10 protein-coding genes are annotated in these 16,252 nt (G+C 61.3%); 5 read left to right on the top strand and 5 right to left on the bottom strand.

The window, feature by feature from the left end:
• Positions 1 to 3 precede the first annotated feature (3 nt).
• From BM317_RS24690 to BM317_RS24670, 5 genes are all read left to right on the top strand, one after another.
• The gene (locus BM317_RS24690; RefSeq protein ID WP_092164754.1) at positions 4 to 3,183 is read left to right on the top strand and encodes an efflux RND transporter permease subunit; all 3,180 of its coding nucleotides are present in this window, start codon (positions 4 to 6) and stop codon (positions 3,181 to 3,183) included.
• Entirely contained in the window at positions 3,180 to 4,601 is a 1,422-nt protein-coding gene (locus BM317_RS24685) for an efflux transporter outer membrane subunit (protein ID WP_092164756.1), read from the top strand. Before BM317_RS24690 ends, BM317_RS24685 begins: the two co-directional genes overlap by 4 nt.
• Before the next feature lie 299 nt (positions 4,602 to 4,900).
• A complete protein-coding gene (locus tag BM317_RS24680) occupies positions 4,901 to 5,959 on the top strand; it encodes a tetratricopeptide repeat protein (RefSeq protein WP_092164758.1) in 1,059 nt (352 codons plus the stop codon).
• Positions 5,960 to 6,207: 248 nt separating this feature from the next.
• The gene (locus BM317_RS24675; RefSeq protein ID WP_092164760.1) at positions 6,208 to 7,710 is read left to right on the top strand and encodes an ATPase domain-containing protein; all 1,503 of its coding nucleotides are present in this window, start codon (positions 6,208 to 6,210) and stop codon (positions 7,708 to 7,710) included.
• Complete coding sequence (locus BM317_RS24670) at positions 7,707 to 9,377, top strand: response regulator (RefSeq protein WP_092164762.1); 1,671 nt, start codon at positions 7,707 to 7,709, stop codon at positions 9,375 to 9,377. Before BM317_RS24675 ends, BM317_RS24670 begins: the two co-directional genes overlap by 4 nt.
• A 225-nt stretch (positions 9,378 to 9,602) precedes the next feature.
• On the opposite strand, the gene BM317_RS24665 is transcribed toward BM317_RS24670, so the two are convergent.
• From BM317_RS24665 to BM317_RS24645, 5 genes are read right to left on the bottom strand one after another with little or no spacing between them, the layout of a single operon-like run.
• Positions 9,603 to 9,980, bottom strand: coding sequence for a response regulator (locus BM317_RS24665; protein WP_060742522.1), 378 nt, complete (start codon positions 9,978 to 9,980; stop codon positions 9,603 to 9,605).
• Positions 9,973 to 11,253: a hybrid sensor histidine kinase/response regulator gene (locus tag BM317_RS24660; RefSeq protein ID WP_092164764.1), complete on the bottom strand. Its 1,281-nt coding sequence runs from the start codon at positions 11,251 to 11,253 to the stop codon at positions 9,973 to 9,975. Before BM317_RS24660 ends, BM317_RS24665 begins: the two co-directional genes overlap by 8 nt.
• Positions 11,254 to 11,258: 5 nt before the next feature.
• Complete coding sequence (locus BM317_RS24655; RefSeq protein WP_060742524.1) at positions 11,259 to 11,846, bottom strand: chemotaxis protein CheB; 588 nt, start codon at positions 11,844 to 11,846, stop codon at positions 11,259 to 11,261.
• Entirely contained in the window at positions 11,843 to 12,658 is an 816-nt protein-coding gene (locus tag BM317_RS24650) for a CheR family methyltransferase (RefSeq protein WP_092164766.1), read from the bottom strand. The genes BM317_RS24655 and BM317_RS24650 overlap by 4 nt, the downstream gene beginning before the upstream one ends.
• Positions 12,658 to 16,143, bottom strand: coding sequence for a response regulator (locus BM317_RS24645; RefSeq protein WP_092164767.1), 3,486 nt, complete (start codon positions 16,141 to 16,143; stop codon positions 12,658 to 12,660). Before BM317_RS24645 ends, BM317_RS24650 begins: the two co-directional genes overlap by 1 nt.
• Positions 16,144 to 16,252: the final 109 nt, after the last annotated feature.

Here is a 16,252-nt window from a genome sequence, read left to right as displayed (position 1 = left end):
AAGATGAAATTTTCCCAGTTCTTCATTTCGCGGCCGATCTTCGCAGCAGTGCTCTCACTGCTGATCCTGATCGCCGGCGCCATCTCGCTGTTCCAGCTACCGATCAGCGAATACCCGGAAGTCGTACCGCCGACCGTGGTCGTACGTGCCAACTTCCCCGGCGCCAACCCCAAGGTCATCGGCGAAACCGTGGCCGCGCCCCTGGAACAAGCCATCACCGGCGTCGAGAACATGTTGTACATGTCCTCGCAGTCTACCGCTGACGGCAAGATCACCTTGACCATCACCTTCGCCCTGGGCACCGACCTGGACAACGCCCAGGTGCAGGTGCAGAACCGTGTCACCCGGACCGAGCCCAAGCTGCCGGAAGAAGTGACCCGGATCGGCATCACGGTGGACAAGGCATCGCCCGACCTGACCATGGTCGTGCACTTGACCTCCCCGGACAAACGCTACGACATGCTCTACCTGTCCAACTACGCCCTGCTCAACATCAAGGATGAGCTGGCGCGCCTGGGTGGCGTAGGTGACGTGCAACTGTTCGGCATGGGTGACTACTCCCTGCGGGTCTGGCTGGATCCGAACAAGACCGCTTCGCGCAACCTGACCGCCACTGACGTGGTCACCGCGATCCGTGAACAGAACCGCCAGGTGGCGGCCGGTGCCCTGGGGGCGCCGCCAGCGCCGAATGCCCAGGCGTTCCAGCTGTCGATCAACACCCAGGGCCGCCTGGTGAACGAGGAAGAGTTCGAGAACATCATCATTCGCTCCGGCGCCGACGGCGAGATCACGCGCCTGAAGGACATCGCCCGGGTCGAGTTGGGTTCCAGCCAATACGCCCTGCGCTCGTTGCTGGACAACCAGCCGGCCGTGGCGATCCCGATCTTCCAGCGTCCGGGCTCCAACGCCATCCAGATCTCCAACGACGTTCGCGAGAAGATGGAAGAGCTGAAGAAGGGCTTCCCCGCCGGGATGGACTACAGCATCGTCTATGACCCGACGATCTTCGTCCGTGGCTCCATCGAGGCCGTGGTTCACACCCTGTTCGAAGCGTTGATCCTCGTGGTGCTGGTGGTGATCCTGTTCCTGCAGACCTGGCGAGCCTCGATCATTCCCCTGGTGGCGGTGCCGGTATCGCTGATCGGTACGTTCGCGGTGATGCACCTGTTCGGCTTCTCGTTGAACGCCCTGTCGCTGTTCGGCCTGGTTCTGGCCATCGGTATTGTGGTGGACGATGCCATCGTGGTGGTGGAGAACGTCGAGCGAAACATCGAGCTGGGGCTCACCCCCGTGGAGGCCACCAAACGCGCCATGGGCGAAGTGACCGGCCCGATCATCGCCACCGCCCTGGTGCTGTGCGCGGTCTTCGTTCCGGCGGCGTTCATCAGCGGCCTGACCGGCCAGTTCTATAAACAGTTCGCCCTGACCATTGCCATCTCCACGGTCATCTCGGCGATCAACTCCCTGACCCTGTCGCCGGCCTTGGCCGCGGTGCTGCTCAAGGGCCATGACGCGCCCAAGGACCGTTTCTCCAAGTTCCTGGACAAGGTGTTCGGTGGCTGGCTGTTCCGTCCGTTCAACCGCTTCTTCGAGCGTGCCAGTCATGGCTACGTGGGCACCGTCGCGCGGGTGATCCGCAGCAGCGGCATCGCCCTGGTGCTCTACGCCGGCCTGATGGTGCTGACGTTCTTCGGCTTCTCCACCACCCCGACCGGCTTCGTGCCCGGCCAGGACAAGCAATACCTGGTGGCCTTCGCCCAATTGCCGGACGCCGCGAGCCTGGATCGCACCGAAGACGTAATCAAGCGCATGTCCGACCTGGCCCTCAAGCAACCGGGTGTTGAGAGCGCCGTGGCCTTCCCTGGCCTGTCGATCAACGGTTTCACCAACAGCCCGAACGCCGGCATCGTGTTCGTGACTCTCAAGCCCTTCGACGAGCGCAAGGACCCGAGCATGTCGGCCGGCGCCATCGCCGGTGCCTTGAACGGCAAGTACTCGGAGATCCAGGAAGCCTACATGGCGATCTTCCCGCCGCCGCCGGTACAGGGCCTGGGCACGATCGGTGGTTTCCGCCTGCAAATCGAGGACCGGGGCAACCTGGGCTACGACGAGCTGTACAAAGAAACCATGAACATCATCACCAAGAGCCGCAGCGTGCCGGAACTGGCCGGGTTGTTCACCAGCTACACCGTGAACGTGCCCCAGGTCGATGCCGCCATCGACCGTGAAAAAGCCAAGACCCACGGCGTGGCCGTCAGCGACATCTTCGACACCCTGCAAATCTACCTGGGTTCGCTGTATGCCAACGACTTCAACCGCTTCGGTCGCACCTACCAGGTCAACGTCCAGGCCGAGCAGCAGTTCCGTCTCGAATCGGACCAGATCGGCCAGCTCAAGGTGCGCAACAACCGTGGCGAGATGATCCCGCTGGCGACCTTCATCAAGGTCAGCGACACCTCGGGGCCAGATCGTGTGATGCACTACAACGGCTTCATCACCGCTGAAATCAACGGTGCCGCTGCCCCGGGCTACAGTTCCGGCCAGGCTGAAAAGGCCATCGAGAAACTGCTCAAGGACGAACTGCCCAACGGCATGACGTACGAGTGGACCGACCTGACCTACCAGCAGATCCTCTCGGGCAACACCGCGCTGTTCGTGTTCCCGCTCTGCGTACTGCTGGCGTTCCTGGTGCTCGCGGCCCAGTACGAAAGCTGGAGCCTGCCATTGGCGGTGATCCTGATCGTACCGATGACCCTGCTGTCGGCGATTACCGGGGTGATTCTCTCCGGTGGCGACAACAACATCTTTACCCAGATCGGCTTGATCGTACTGGTGGGACTTGCCTGCAAGAACGCGATTCTGATCGTAGAGTTCGCCAAGGATAAACAGCTCGAAGGCATGAACCCGCTGGCGGCGGTCCTCGAAGCATGCCGTCTGCGTCTGCGGCCGATCCTGATGACCTCCTTCGCCTTCATCATGGGCGTGGTGCCCCTGGTGTTCTCCAGCGGCGCAGGTGCGGAAATGCGTCATGCCATGGGTGTGGCAGTGTTCTCCGGGATGCTCGGCGTGACCTTCTTCGGTCTGCTGCTCACCCCTGTGTTCTATGTACTGATCCGCAACTTCGTCGAGCGCAGCGAGGCCCGCAAGGCGGCCCGGGCTTTGAAACTGGAGGCGCAACAATGAGTTTGAAAGCGTTCGTTCCGAGCTTGCTGGCCCTGGCGTTGAGCGCCTGCGCCGTGGGTCCGGACTACAAGGCACCACAAACGGAGGCGGCGACCATCACCACCGCCACCGACGGTGCCGCCGGCCAGAAGAATTTCGACCGGGCCCGCTTCGAAGGCGTCTGGTGGCAGCAGTTCGAAGATCCGACGCTCAACGCGTTGGTGACTCGCTCACTGGAAGGCAACCGCGAGTTGCGTGTGGCCTTCGCCCGTTTGCGGGCCGCCCGGGCGATTCGCGATGACGCCAGCAATGACGTGATGCCCACCATCACCAGCCGTGCCAGCAGTGACCTGGGCAAAGGCCAGATTCCCGGGCAGACCACCGACCGGGTCAACACCGAGCGCTACGACCTGGGCCTGGACATGGCCTGGGAGCTGGACCTGTTCGGCCGCATCCGGCGCAACCTGGAAGCCACCGATGCCGATCAGCAGGCGGTCGAAGCCGACCTCTATCAGTTGCAGGTGACGATGATCGCCGAACTGGTGGACGCCTACGGTCAACTGCGCGGCGCGCAACTGCGGGAAAAGATCGCCTTGGCCAACCTGAAGAACCAGCAGGATTCGCGCAAGATCACCGAAAGCCTGCGTGATGCCGGCGTCGGCGATCAGCTCGATGTGGTGCGTGCCGATGCCCGCCTGGCGTCTGTAGAAGCCAGCGTGCCGCAACTGCAGGCCGAACAGGTGCGCCAACGCAATCGCATCGCCACGTTGCTGGGCGAGCGCCCGGACAGACTCAGTGTGGACCTGAGCCCGAAACAGTTGCCGGCCATCGCCAAGGCCCTGCCCATCGGCGATCCGGGTGAACTGCTGCAACGACGCCCGGACATTCTCAGTGCCGAACGCCAACTGGCCGCCGCCACGGCGCGCATCGGCGTGGCCAAGGCCGATCTGTTCCCCCGGGTCAGCCTGAGCGGTTTCCTTGGCTTCACGGCTGGACGCGGTTCGCAGATCGGCTCCTCGGCCGCCAACGCCTGGGCGCTGGGCCCGAGCATTACCTGGGCCGCCTTCGACCTGGGCAGCGTGCGGGCGCGCTTGCGCGGTGCCGACGCCGAGGCGGACGGCGCCCTGGCGACTTACGAACAGCAAGTGCTGCTGGCCCTGGAAGAATCGGAAAATGCCTTCAGTGACTACGGCAAGCGCCAGCAACGGCTGATTTCGCTGATCCGTCAGAGTGAATCGAGCCGCGCCGCCGCCGACCTGGCCGAGATTCGCTATCGCGAAGGCACCGTGGACTTCCTCGTGCTGCTCGATGCCCAACGTGAACGCCTGGCCGCCGAAGACACCCAGGCCCAGGCCGAAGTGGACCTGTACCGCGGCATCGTCGCGATCTACAAGGCCCTGGGTGGCGGCTGGAAACCAGAAACCGTTGCCAGCAACTGACCCGCCCTGCTCAACCGAGCTCCTTTGGTTGGCCGCAACCAACCAATTCTTTGCCCCGCGCTCATTTGGACGCGGGGCTTTTTTTGCCTATCGCCCACAACCCACCGTGAAAGAGCCCATCGTGGGAGCGAGCTTGCTCGCGATAGCGGTGGATCAGTTGGCGGTGATGTCGGCGGCTCAACCGCCATCGCGAGCGAGCTCGCTCCCACAGGTCCGCTACCGCTGTGACAAGGTTTGACTCAAGCCGCCACCTGACCGAAGCTTGCGACATTTCACGCTTCTGGTAATGGATTCCCTGCATGCCCTCGCCTCGCCGCCGCTATCTGCTCCTAAGCCTCTGTGTCCTGTTGTTGATCGGTCTTGTCGCGCTATGGCTACGCAGCACTACGCCGCAAATCCCCGAAGCGATCAAGCGTGGTTACAGTGAAGCCCTGGAAAGCGCCCGCAACGGACAGCCGGGGGCGGCGCGCATGCTTTACCAGCAACTGGGGCGTCCGGACCTCTCGCCCAAGCGCCGTGTGTGGCTGCACGCCGAACTGCCCAACTACCCCAGCCCGCAAGCCCTGAAACTGGCCGATGCTGACCTGCACAACGAATCACCGGACGTGCGTCGGGCCGCCATCGGCAGCGTCGTCGGGCTGGTGCCGACGGGCCAGCGCAGCCTGTTGCTCGGCCCGCTTCTGGATGATGACGACCCGAATGTCCGCTTTGCTGCCGTGAATGCGCTGCTGGGCCTCTCGCCGGATGACCTCGGTTTGTATTTCGGTGCGATGCAGATCGCCATCGATACTTGGGAGCAGGTGCTCGAGGATGGCCCGAAAACCGCGGACGCCCACTACCAGCTGGCCCGGCTGCACCTGCACAACGCCGAATTGAAGAAAGCCCAATTGGCCCTTGAGCAAGCCTTGCGCTTGCAACCGGACAATCTCCCGGCGCTGGTCATGCAGATCGAAGTGCTGGACAAACAAGGCCAGAGCGAAGCCGCACGACAATTGCTCGCCCGACAGTTGCAAACCCAACCACAGTCCGCTTATCTGCAACATGCGCTGGGCATGTGGCTGCTGCAACACGGCCAGAGCGAGTATGCGGTGCTCGGCCTGGCAAAAGCCGTGGAACTGGAACCCGAGAACCGGCATTACCGCTATGACCTGGCGACCACCTTGCACGCCGAACAGGAAGTGGAAGCCGCGCAGAAACAGTTGCAGGAAATCGTCCAGCGCTACCCCGCCGACCGCAAGGCACGAGTGTTGCTGATCAACTATTGGAAGGAGACCGGTCAGCTGCAGAACGTTCAAATCCTGTTGGCGAAACTGGAACAATTGAACCCCGATGACCCGGCACTGCAACAAGGTCTGTAGGAGCTGCCGAAGGCTGCGATCTTTTTGTTGATTGTTCAACTGCGACTCAATTGCCTGGAGGACTCAATTGCCTGGAGAAAGATCGCAGCCTCGCTTCGCTCGACAGCTCCTACAAAAGTTGTGCAGTACACCGCGTTTTGTCGATGTAAGCGGAACCGCCATCACCGCCAAAGGTCAAGTGTTCAGGCAGTCGATTTCAGGCGTTACCCCGCCTGCTGCCCACTTCCCTAGTCATGAGAGGGCTATTTTTGTCTACATCTAACGAGTTGATCAGTGCAAAAGCCGCCACCGGTATCGAAGGACTGGACGATGTCCTTTCCGGTGGTTTGTCCCGCAGCCATGTGTTCCTGCTAGAGGGGGAGCCTGGGACTGGTAAGACCACGGTCGCGTTGCATTTTCTGTTAGCCGGCGCCAAGGCTGGCGAGCGCTCGTTGTACATCACGCTATCGGAAACCGAGCGTGAACTGCGTCAGGGCGCGGCCTCCCACGGGTGGACGCTGGATGACAATATTCATATTTTCGAGCTGACACCGCCCGAAAGCCTGCTCAATGCCGAGCACCAGCAGAGCCTGCTGTACTCCTCGGACCTGGAACTGGGCGAAGCGACGCGGCAGATTTTCGAAGTGGTCGAACGGGTCAAGCCGACCCGGGTCGTGCTCGACAGCCTGTCGGAGATCCGTCTGCTGGCGCAAAGCTCCCTGCGCTATCGTCGCCAGATCCTGGCAATCAAGCATTATTTCGTGCGCTACGACGCCACGGTCCTGTTGCTCGACGACCTGACCACCGAATCCCTGGACAAGACCGTGCACAGCGTCGCCCACGGGGTGATTCGCCTGGAGGAACTGACCCCCAGCTACGGCGCCGAACGGCGGCGGATCCGGGTGGTCAAGTATCGCGGACAGAAATACCGCGGCGGTTACCATGATTTCACCATCATGGGCGACGGCGTGCACGTCTTCCCGCGCCTGGTAGCCGCCGAACACCGTGGGCAGTACCTGCGCCAGCAACTCTCCAGCGGCATAGGCGAAATGGATGCGTTGCTGGGCGGCGGTATCGAGACGGGGTCCAGTACCTTGATCCTGGGCCCGGCGGGTACCGGCAAGTCGCTGATCGCGCTGATTTTTGCCGCAGCCGCCGTACAGCGCGGCGAGAAGGCCGCGCTGTTCATCTTCGACGAAGAGCTGGGCTTGCTGTTCGAGCGCATGAAAAACATCGGCATCGATCTGCAAGCCCTGCTAGAGACCGGCAACCTGTTGATCGAACAGGTCGACGCCGCCGAGTTGTCCCCCGGCGAGTTCTCACACCGCGTGCGCCGTTGCGTCGATGAGGGCAACATCAAGACCGTGGTCATCGACAGTATCAACGGCTATCAGGCGGCCATGCCGGAAGAGAACGCCCTGGTGCTGCACATGCATGAATTGCTGCTCTATCTCAACCGCAAGGGCGCGGCGACCTTCATGACCGTCGCCCAGCACGGCCTGGTCGGCGACATGCAGGCGCCCGTGGACATTACTTATCTGGCCGACACGGTGATTCTGTTGCGTTATTTCGAAGCACTGGGCAAGGTTCGCCGGGCGATCTCCATCATCAAGAAACGCACCGGCAGCCACGAGTCGACCATCCGCGAATACCGCATCAGCGGCGTGGGCATGACCATCGGCGAGCCACTGGAGGCGTTCCAAGGTGTCTTGCGCGGGGTCCCCACCTACATGGGCGAGAGCAACCCGCTGCTCAAGGATGAACACCGGTGACGCTGGCCGAGCCGCTGGCCGAGCGGGCGCTGATCCTCGCGCCGCTGGGACGGGACAGCCAGATTGCCTTGATGATCCTCAATGAAGCCGGTTTTGCCGGCCTCATCTGCCGTCACCTGGGCCATTTGTGCGAAGAGTTGGAAAGCGGTGCCGGCCTGCTGGTGATTTCTTCGGAAGCCTTGGTAGGGCCCGAACTGGAAACGCTGTTCCAGCAAATCGAACAGCAGCCAGCCTGGTCCGACCTGCCCATTGTCTTGCTGACCCATCACGGCGGGCCGGAACAGAACCCGGCGGCCCGGGTCGGTACGCAATTGGGCAACGTGACCTTTCTCGAGCGTCCTTTCCATCCAGTGACCCTGATCAGCCTGGTGACCACCGCCCTGCGGGGTCGTCGAAGGCAGTACGAAGCCCGCGACCGCCTGATCGACCTCAGCAACAGTGAACTGCGCCTGCAGACCACCCTTGAAACCCTCGAGCAGCAGGTAGAAGAACGTACCGCCCAGTTGCGCCACAATGAGGAGGCCCTGCGCCAATCGCAAAAAATGGAAGCGGTCGGCCAGTTGACCGGCGGTATCGCCCACGACTTCAACAACATGCTCACCGGGATCATCGGCAGCCTCGAACTGCTGCGTCGGCGCCTGGCCCGGGGCCGTACCGAGGACCTGGACAGCCTGATCGACCTGGGCGTGACCTCGGCCAACCGCGCCGCCGGCCTGACCCATCGCCTGCTGGCGTTTTCCCGACGGCAATCGCTGGACTCCAAGGCCGTCCAGATGAATACGCTGGTGCTGTCCATGGGCGAGTTGCTGCAACGCAGCCTCAACGAAAGCATTCGCCTGGACATGCGATTGGATGAACAGCTCTGGATCGCCGAAGCCGACCCCAACCAACTGGAAAGCGCCCTGCTCAACCTGGTGCTCAACGCCCGGGATGCCATGCCCAACGGCGGAAACCTGGTGGTGCAGACCTGCAACCGACACCTGGACGCCGACTTCACCGATGCCTACAGCAACCTGGAGCCCGGCGACTATGTGGTGCTGAGCGTGCAGGACACCGGTTATGGCATGCCCGAAGCGGTGATCGGCCGCGCTTTCGACCCGTTTTTCACCACCAAACCGATCGGCCAGGGCACCGGGCTGGGCCTGTCGATGATCTATGGCTTCAGCAAGCAATCGCGCGGACATGTGACCATCGACAGCGAAGTCGACAAAGGCACCACCGTGAACCTGTACCTGCCGCGCTTCCGCGGTGAAGAAGTCCACGAGCCCCAGGTCACCACCCAACATGCGCCGTATGCGCAGGACGGCGAAACCGTACTGATCGTCGAGGACGATCCGGCGGTGCGGGTGCTGGTGAGCGCGGTGTTGAGCGAACTGGGTTATGCCTTTGTGGAAGCGGCCGACGCCAATGGCGCGGTTCCGATTCTCCAGTCAAGCCAACGCATCGACCTGCTGATCAGCGACGTAGGCCTGCCGGGCATGAACGGTCGGCAGTTGGCGGAAATCGGCAGGCAGGTACGCCCGGACCTGCGGGTGCTGTTCATCACCGGCTACGCCGAGCATGCGGCGGTACGCGGCGGCTTCCTTGACCCGGGGATGCAGATGATCACCAAGCCGTTCACGTTTGATTTGTTGACGGCCAAGGTACGGGAGATGATCAAGGTCTGAGGTGATGGGCAGGCGTTGTGGCGAGCAAGCTGGCTTCCGCAAGGGGGGGCGCGGTAGGAGCTGTCGAGCGGAGCGAGGCTGCGATCTTTCCCCGGACACTTGAGTCTCAAGCTAAAGATCAAAAGATCGCAGGCTTCGCCAGCTCCTACATAGCCCAGCGGGAGCAAGCGCCCTCGCCGCAGGGTTTTGCCTGATCTGCCGGGACATGCTCCCGCACCCGGCCTACTACGACAACATCGACTGCATGATGCGCTGTAGCTCATCCAGGTCGAACGGTTTATCCAGGATCGGGGCCTTGCGGGTAATGGGGCTATCGGTGTCGCGCACTTCCTGCGCGTAGCCGCTGATGAAGATGACCTTCAGTTCGGGTCGCAGCTTGACCGCAGGCTCGGCGATCTGCACCCCGGAAATACCGCCCGGCAGGCGGAAGTCGGTAATCATCATGTCCAGATGCGGCTTGCTCGCCAGGATCTCGAACGCCTGGTCACCGTTTTCGGCCTGCAGCACCCGATATCCCTCGCCCGACAGGTAGGCCGACAGCACCATCAGGATCGACGGGTCATCCTCGACGATCAATACAACATCTTGCGCATCTTCACTCATGAGAAGCCTTTGTTCGATCAATAGCTGCTGATACGACCTTAGGGTCTCTCAGAGGTTGCGTCTGTTCGGCGGTTTTGTCCAAGACAGTTTTCTGCAAGGGCAGGCAAACACGAAACAACGCCCCCTCATTGAGGCGACTGTCGACCGTGATCGTCCCGCCATGGGCCGTGACAATCTGCTCGGAGATGAACAGCCCCAGCCCCAGGCCTGAAGCGGCCGCCTTGGACGATACGCGCTCGAACTGCTGGAAGATACGTTTCTGGTTCTCCTCGCTGATGCCGATGCCGTGGTCCCGGACCTCGATGCAGGCATGCTCGGGCGTCCGGTAGACGCGCACTTCGATCGGGCTCTTGCCACCGTAGCGCAGCGCATTGGTCAACAGGTTCGACACCACTTGTTCGATGCGAAACTCATCCCACAGCCCCTCCACCGCCGGCTCGGCCAGGCAGGTCAATGAGCACTCGGCGATGGCAAACTGCGGCTGGAAGTTGCGCAGCAGGTTTTCCACCAGTGCCGTCAAGTTGAAGCGGGTCGGACGGATCGACAGCTTGCCAGTACGAATCCGCGACACATCCAGCATGTCCTCGATCAGCCGGATCAGGCTCTTGATCTGGCGCTCATCGCGCTCGACCATCGCCCGTACCTTGTCCAGGCTGAAGGCCGCGGCATTGTCCCGGGCCAGGTGCATCTTGCGCAGTTGGGTCTCGAGAATCAGGCCATTGAGGGGCGTGCGCACCTCGTGGGCGACAATGGACATGAAGTCGTCACGCATACGCACTGCTTGCTCCAGCTCGCCGCGGGTGGCCTCCAGTTGCTGCAACAGGACCTCCTGTTCCCGCCGGCTCTGCTCAAGGGCAACGACTTGCTCCTTCATGGCCTTTCGCTGGCGATACAGCTCGACGAACACATTGACCTTGCTCTTGACGGCCTGGGTGTCCAGCGGCTTGTGCAGGAAGTCCACCGCGCCGGTTTCATAACCGGTGAAGGCATAGTTGCGTTCACGACCGGCGGCGCTGACGAAAATGATCGGGATGCTGCGGGTCTTCTCCGTGCCGCGCATCAGCTCGGCCAGCCCGAAACCGTTCATCTCGGGCATCTGCACATCGATGATGGCCAGGGCAAAGTCGTGTTGCAGCAGCAGGGACAGTGCTTCGTCCGCCGACAGGGCCTTGAAGACCTCGCGGTCAGGCCCCCTGATCAACGCTTCCAGGGCCAACAGATTCTCAGGCAGATCGTCGACGATCAGCAGTTTGGCTTGAACATCTCTTGGCATGTGGTTCATTCCAGCCCGGCCAGCAATTGGCCGATGCCTTGCAAAGTAAGGATATGGTCGGGCTCATGCAGGGCCAGCGCCGCTTCGGGCATGGTCGCGACTTGGGCTTCAGCGGGGTCCTGGACCACGGTGATGCCACCCAGCGCCCTGACCTTCGCCAGGCCCCGGGCGCCATCGCCATTGGCACCGGTCATTACCACGGCCAGCAACTTCTCGCCGTAGACATCGGCGGCCGACTCGAACAGCACGTCGATGGACGGTCGCGAATGATGTACGGGCTCCTCCAGGCTCAACGACAGGCAACGGTCGGCCTCGACCGACAAGTGATAGCCGGGCGTGGCGACGTACAAGGTACCCGGTGCGATGTCCAGCTTGTCCCGGGCCTCCTCCACCGGCACCGCCAGGCGATGGCCGAGCACGGAGGCCAGCTGGCTGTCGCGCTCATTCGGCAAATGCAATACCACCAGGATGGGCAGGCCGAAACCTTTGCGCAGGTGTCCGAATACCCTGAGCAACGCTTCGACGCCGCCGGCCGATGCACCGACGACAATGGCCTCGATGGGCGGGTTGGATCTGTCCTTGGTCTGATTCATAACTTGCGATAGATCCGTTCCTGTTTGACCAACGGCTCGAATCGATGACCGTAAGCCGAAAAATCCAATGTCTCCTTACTGCCCAATACCAGGAAACCACGGTGACAAAGGGACTCATGGAACAGTCCAAACGCACGATCTTGCAGCTTTTTATTGAAATATATCAATACATTGCGACACGAAATTAATTGAGTTTCTGAAAAAACACTGTCGGTCGCCAGGCTGTGATCGGCAAAGGTCACGTTCTCGCACAGGGTTTTATCGAACATCGCGTAATCGTAGGCGGCTGTGTAGTAATCGGCAAACGATCGCCGTCCTCCAGCATTCTGGTAGTTCTGCGTATAGTTGCGCACGTTTTCCAGGGAGAAAATGCCCTGCTTGGCTTTTTCCAACGAGCGCGGATTGATATCGGTGGCGTAGATCAATGTGCGGTCCAGCAGGCCTTCTTCTCGCAGCAGGATCGCCATGGAGTAGACCTCCTCTCCCGTGCTGCAACCGGCGATCCAGATCTTGATCGAGGGGTACGTCCTGAGCAGTGGTACGACTTCCTCGCGTATCGCCAGGAAATGCGAGGGGTCGCGAAACATCTCGCTGACAGGGATCGTCAGCAGTTGCAGCAACTGCATGAATACACCCGAGTCGTGCAGCACGCGCTCCTGCAAGGCCGAAATGGTCTTGCACTCGAACTGACTCAACGCATGGTGGACCCGGCGCTTGATGGAGGCCCCGGAATAATCGCGAAAATCGTAGCTGTACTTGAGGTAAATCGCTTCGATCAACAAACGAAGTTCAATGTCAGTGTCACGTTCCACTAAATTCTTTCCATATTCGGCAACCACACGCGAATCAGCGAGAACAGACGATCCAGATCGATCGGCTTGGCCAGGTAGTCATTGGAACCCGCCGCCAGGCAGCGTTCCTGATCGTCCTTCATGGCCTTGGCCGTCACGGCGATGATAGGCAGCTTGCGCCAGCGCGGATCCTTGCGGATCAGCGTGGTGGCTTCGAAACCGTCCATCTCCGGCATCATCACATCCATCAGCACCAGGTCGATGTCGTCGAATTCATTCAGGCGATCGATCGCCTCCAAGCCGTTACGGCCGATGACCACGATCGCCCCCTTCGCCTCCAGGGCGCTGGTCAGGGCAAAGATGTTGCGCACATCGTCGTCCACCAACAGTACCTTGCGGCCTTCGAACACCTTGTCGCGGCTGCGGGCGGTCTTGAGCATCCGCTGTCGTTCATGGGACAACCGGGATTCGACTTTGTGCAAAAAGAGTGTCACCTCGTCCAGCAAGCGCTCTGGCGAACGGGCGCCCTTGATGATGATCGAGCGTGAATACTTGCGCAGTTCGGCTTCTTCGTCCCGTGTCAGGTTGCGCCCGGTGTAGACGATCACCGGCGGGAAGGAACAGATGTCTTCGTTGGACATGCGCTTGAGCAGGTCATTGCCGAGCATATCCGGCAACTTCAGGTCGATGATCATGCAGTCGTAGACATTGGTCCGCAGCAGGTCCAGGGCCTGTTGGGCCAAGCCAACGGCGGTGATCTCAATGTCATCGTCGCCGATCAGGCGGGTAATACTGTCGCGCTGCAGATCATCGTCTTCCACCAGCAGCACCCGCTTGACCTTCTGGGTCAGCTTGGCCTCCAGGCGGGCGAACACGTCCTTGAGTTCTTCACGGGTAGTCGGCTTGACGGCATAGCCGATGGCGCCCATGTGCATCGCGGCTTCGACACGGTCTTCGACGGAAATCACGTGCACGGGGATGTGCCGGGTTTCGGCCTGTTCCTTGAGTCGCTGCAACACCGTCAGTCCGGAATGGTCCGGCAGGCGCATGTCCAGCAGGATCGCGTCGGGAGCCAGTTGCAGAGCCAAGTCGAAACCTTCGTCGGCACCGTGGGCCACCAGGCACTGGTAACCGAGCTCGTGGGCCAGGTCGAACAGAATGCGGGCGAACTTGGGCTCGTCTTCGATCACCAGGATGCATCGGGTGTCGAACGGCGCCTTGTCGCGGTCGTCGGCGAACCGGGTAATCGGCGTCGTGTCCACGTCGGCGACCAGCGGCGCCGGTGCGGCTTTTGGCGCAACAGGCGCCGGCGCGGAGGCCGTCGGGGTGAAGGTCATCGGCGCTATCGGCATATCACCGGGCTCGACATAACGCTCAGGCAATACCAGCGTAAACACACTGCCCTGCCCCGGCTCGCTGGAGACCGAAATCGAGCCGCCCAGCAACATGGCCAGGTCCCGGGAAATCGACAACCCCAGGCCGGTGCCGCCGTAGCGACGGTTGGTGGTGCCATCGGCCTGGCGGAACGCTTCGAAAATGCTTTGCTGTTGATCGGCGGCGATGCCGATCCCGGAGTCCCGCACCATGAACGCGATGCCCGAGCCTGGCTGACCGGCCACGGACAGGCTGACGGAACCTTGCTCGGTGAACTTCACGGCGTTGGACAGCAGGTTCTTGATCACCTGCTCCAGGCGCTGGCGGTCGGTGTAGAGCATCGCCGGCACATCGGGCAGCACCTGGACCTCGAAATTCAGGCCCTTGTCCGCCGCCAACGGCTTGAACATATCCTGCAGCCCTTCCACCAGACGCTGCACGCTGGTGTTTTCCGGACGCACTTCCAGCTTTCCGGCCTCGACCTTGGAGATGTCGAGGATGTCGTTGATCAGGTTCAGCAGGTCGTTGCCGGCGGAGTAGATCGACTCGGCAAACTTGACCTGCTCCTCGCTGAGGTTGTGCTGCGGGTTCTCCGCCAGCAGCTTGGACAGGATCAGCGAGCTGTTGAGCGGCGTGCGCAACTCGTGGGACATATTGGCCAGGAACTCGGACTTGTACTTGCTCGAGCGCTGCAACTCTTCGGCGCGCTCCTGCAATTGGATCTGGGCCAGGTTCAATTCGCTGTTCTTCTGGTCCATGGCGTCGCGCTGCTCGGCCAATTGCTCGTTGGTCTGCTCCAGTTCCTGTTGCTGGGCTTCCAGGTGGGCCTGGGACTCCTTGAGGATGCGCGACTGTTCTTCCAGCTCTTCGTTGGCGGTCTTGAGTTCTTCCTGCTGGACTTGCAGCTCTTCGTTCAACTGCTGGGTTTCGGCCAGTACTTCCTGCAGACGCTGGCGATAACGGGCGGCTTCGATGGAAGTGCCGATATTACCGGCGATCAGTTCCAGCAACTCGATGTCACGCTCGGTCAATGGCCGCAGGAATCCCAGTTCAATGACACCGTTGATCCGGTCATCGTCACTGGTGGGCACTACCAGCACGCTGTTGGGCAGACCTTGCCCCAATCCGGAGCTGACTTTCAGGTAATCGTCCGGTACATCGTCCAGACGGATAAGGCGCCCCTGCTGCACGGCCTGACCAGCGATGCCTTCGCCGGCGACGATCACTTGCTGTTGTTCTTCATCCTCCCGGGAGAGCCCGTAGGTGGCGACACGCCTTAAGACGCCACTTTCTTCCCGCGCATAAAGCGCAGCGACAGCGACACCCAGGTACTTCGCACAGAACTGCAGGATATTGCGGCCCAACAGGTTCAGCGACAATTGCCCCAGGACCTGCTCGGCCAGTTGCGTCTGGCCGCTTCGCAGCCAGGCCTGCTTTTCCAAGTGCAAGGCGCTGCGTTGCTGGACTTTCAGGCTGGCACTGTAGCTTTCGGACAGGTTCAACAGATCCCGGCGACCGACATAGGCCAGAAGCCCGCTGACCGCTGCGACGAACAACAGGTAAAAGGCAATGCTCCAGACGGTCGTGGTGCGCACGTCCTGGTTGCGCGCCGCACGCAATTGTTGCTCGGTCTCGACGACCTCTTCGAAGGACTGGCGAATTTCGTCGGTCAGGCGCTTACCGCGCCCGGCCTTCACCGCCCCCCGGTAATCGCCGCTGCTGCGTTGCAGGTCGATCATGCTTTGGGCGTAATTGGCCCACTCCGTCTGGAGTGCTTGGATCTTGTGCAGGCGGTCGGTCTGGACAGGGTTATCGGCTGTCAATTCCAGCAATGTGTCCAATGCCACGGCAATCCGTGGCTTGGCCACTTCATAGGGGTCGAGGAAGTGTTCGTCACCACTCAACAGGTAGCCGCGCATGCCGGTTTCCAGGTCCACGCTCAGCTTGAGCGCTTCGTTGGCGTTATTGATCACCCTGTCGGTATGGCCGACCCATTGGATCACCGACAGCAGGTACGTGATAAGGATGACGAAAAACACCGCGCTGAGGGCGCCTATGCCCAACGGCAGGCTGATATTGCGGCTCAGGAGCTTGCGAAAACTTTGCTCGTCGACCGAAGACGAAGGAGTCATGGAAAGGGGCCTTGGTGGACAGTTGAAATCGGTGGAGTTTGCCCGAAAAACCGCGCCTGGATCCACATTTTCTGACAAGTCAAGGAGGCAAATCCCACGACAATCCGTC

Origin of the sequence: Pseudomonas sp. NFACC24-1 (assembly GCF_900115235.1) — a bacterium.
Classification (GTDB): Bacteria; Pseudomonadota; Gammaproteobacteria; order Pseudomonadales; family Pseudomonadaceae; genus Aquipseudomonas; species Aquipseudomonas fluorescens_AA.
Note: the sequence above shows the minus strand (reverse complement) of the source record. Positions and strands in the feature narration are given on the sequence as shown.

Coding starts and splice junctions, on each gene's coding strand:
- BM317_RS24655 (WP_060742524.1), bottom strand. CDS start 11,846: ATGAATCAGACCAAGGACAGATCCAACCCGCCCATCGAGGCCATTGTC.
- BM317_RS24660 (WP_092164764.1), bottom strand. CDS start 11,253: ATGCCAAGAGATGTTCAAGCCAAACTGCTGATCGTCGACGATCTGCCT.
- BM317_RS24690 (WP_092164754.1), top strand. CDS start 4: ATGAAATTTTCCCAGTTCTTCATTTCGCGGCCGATCTTCGCAGCAGTG.
- BM317_RS24645 (WP_092164767.1), bottom strand. CDS start 16,143: ATGACTCCTTCGTCTTCGGTCGACGAGCAAAGTTTTCGCAAGCTCCTG.
- BM317_RS24680 (WP_092164758.1), top strand. CDS start 4,901: ATGCCCTCGCCTCGCCGCCGCTATCTGCTCCTAAGCCTCTGTGTCCTG.
- BM317_RS24685 (WP_092164756.1), top strand. CDS start 3,180: ATGAGTTTGAAAGCGTTCGTTCCGAGCTTGCTGGCCCTGGCGTTGAGC.
- BM317_RS24665 (WP_060742522.1), bottom strand. CDS start 9,980: ATGAGTGAAGATGCGCAAGATGTTGTATTGATCGTCGAGGATGACCCG.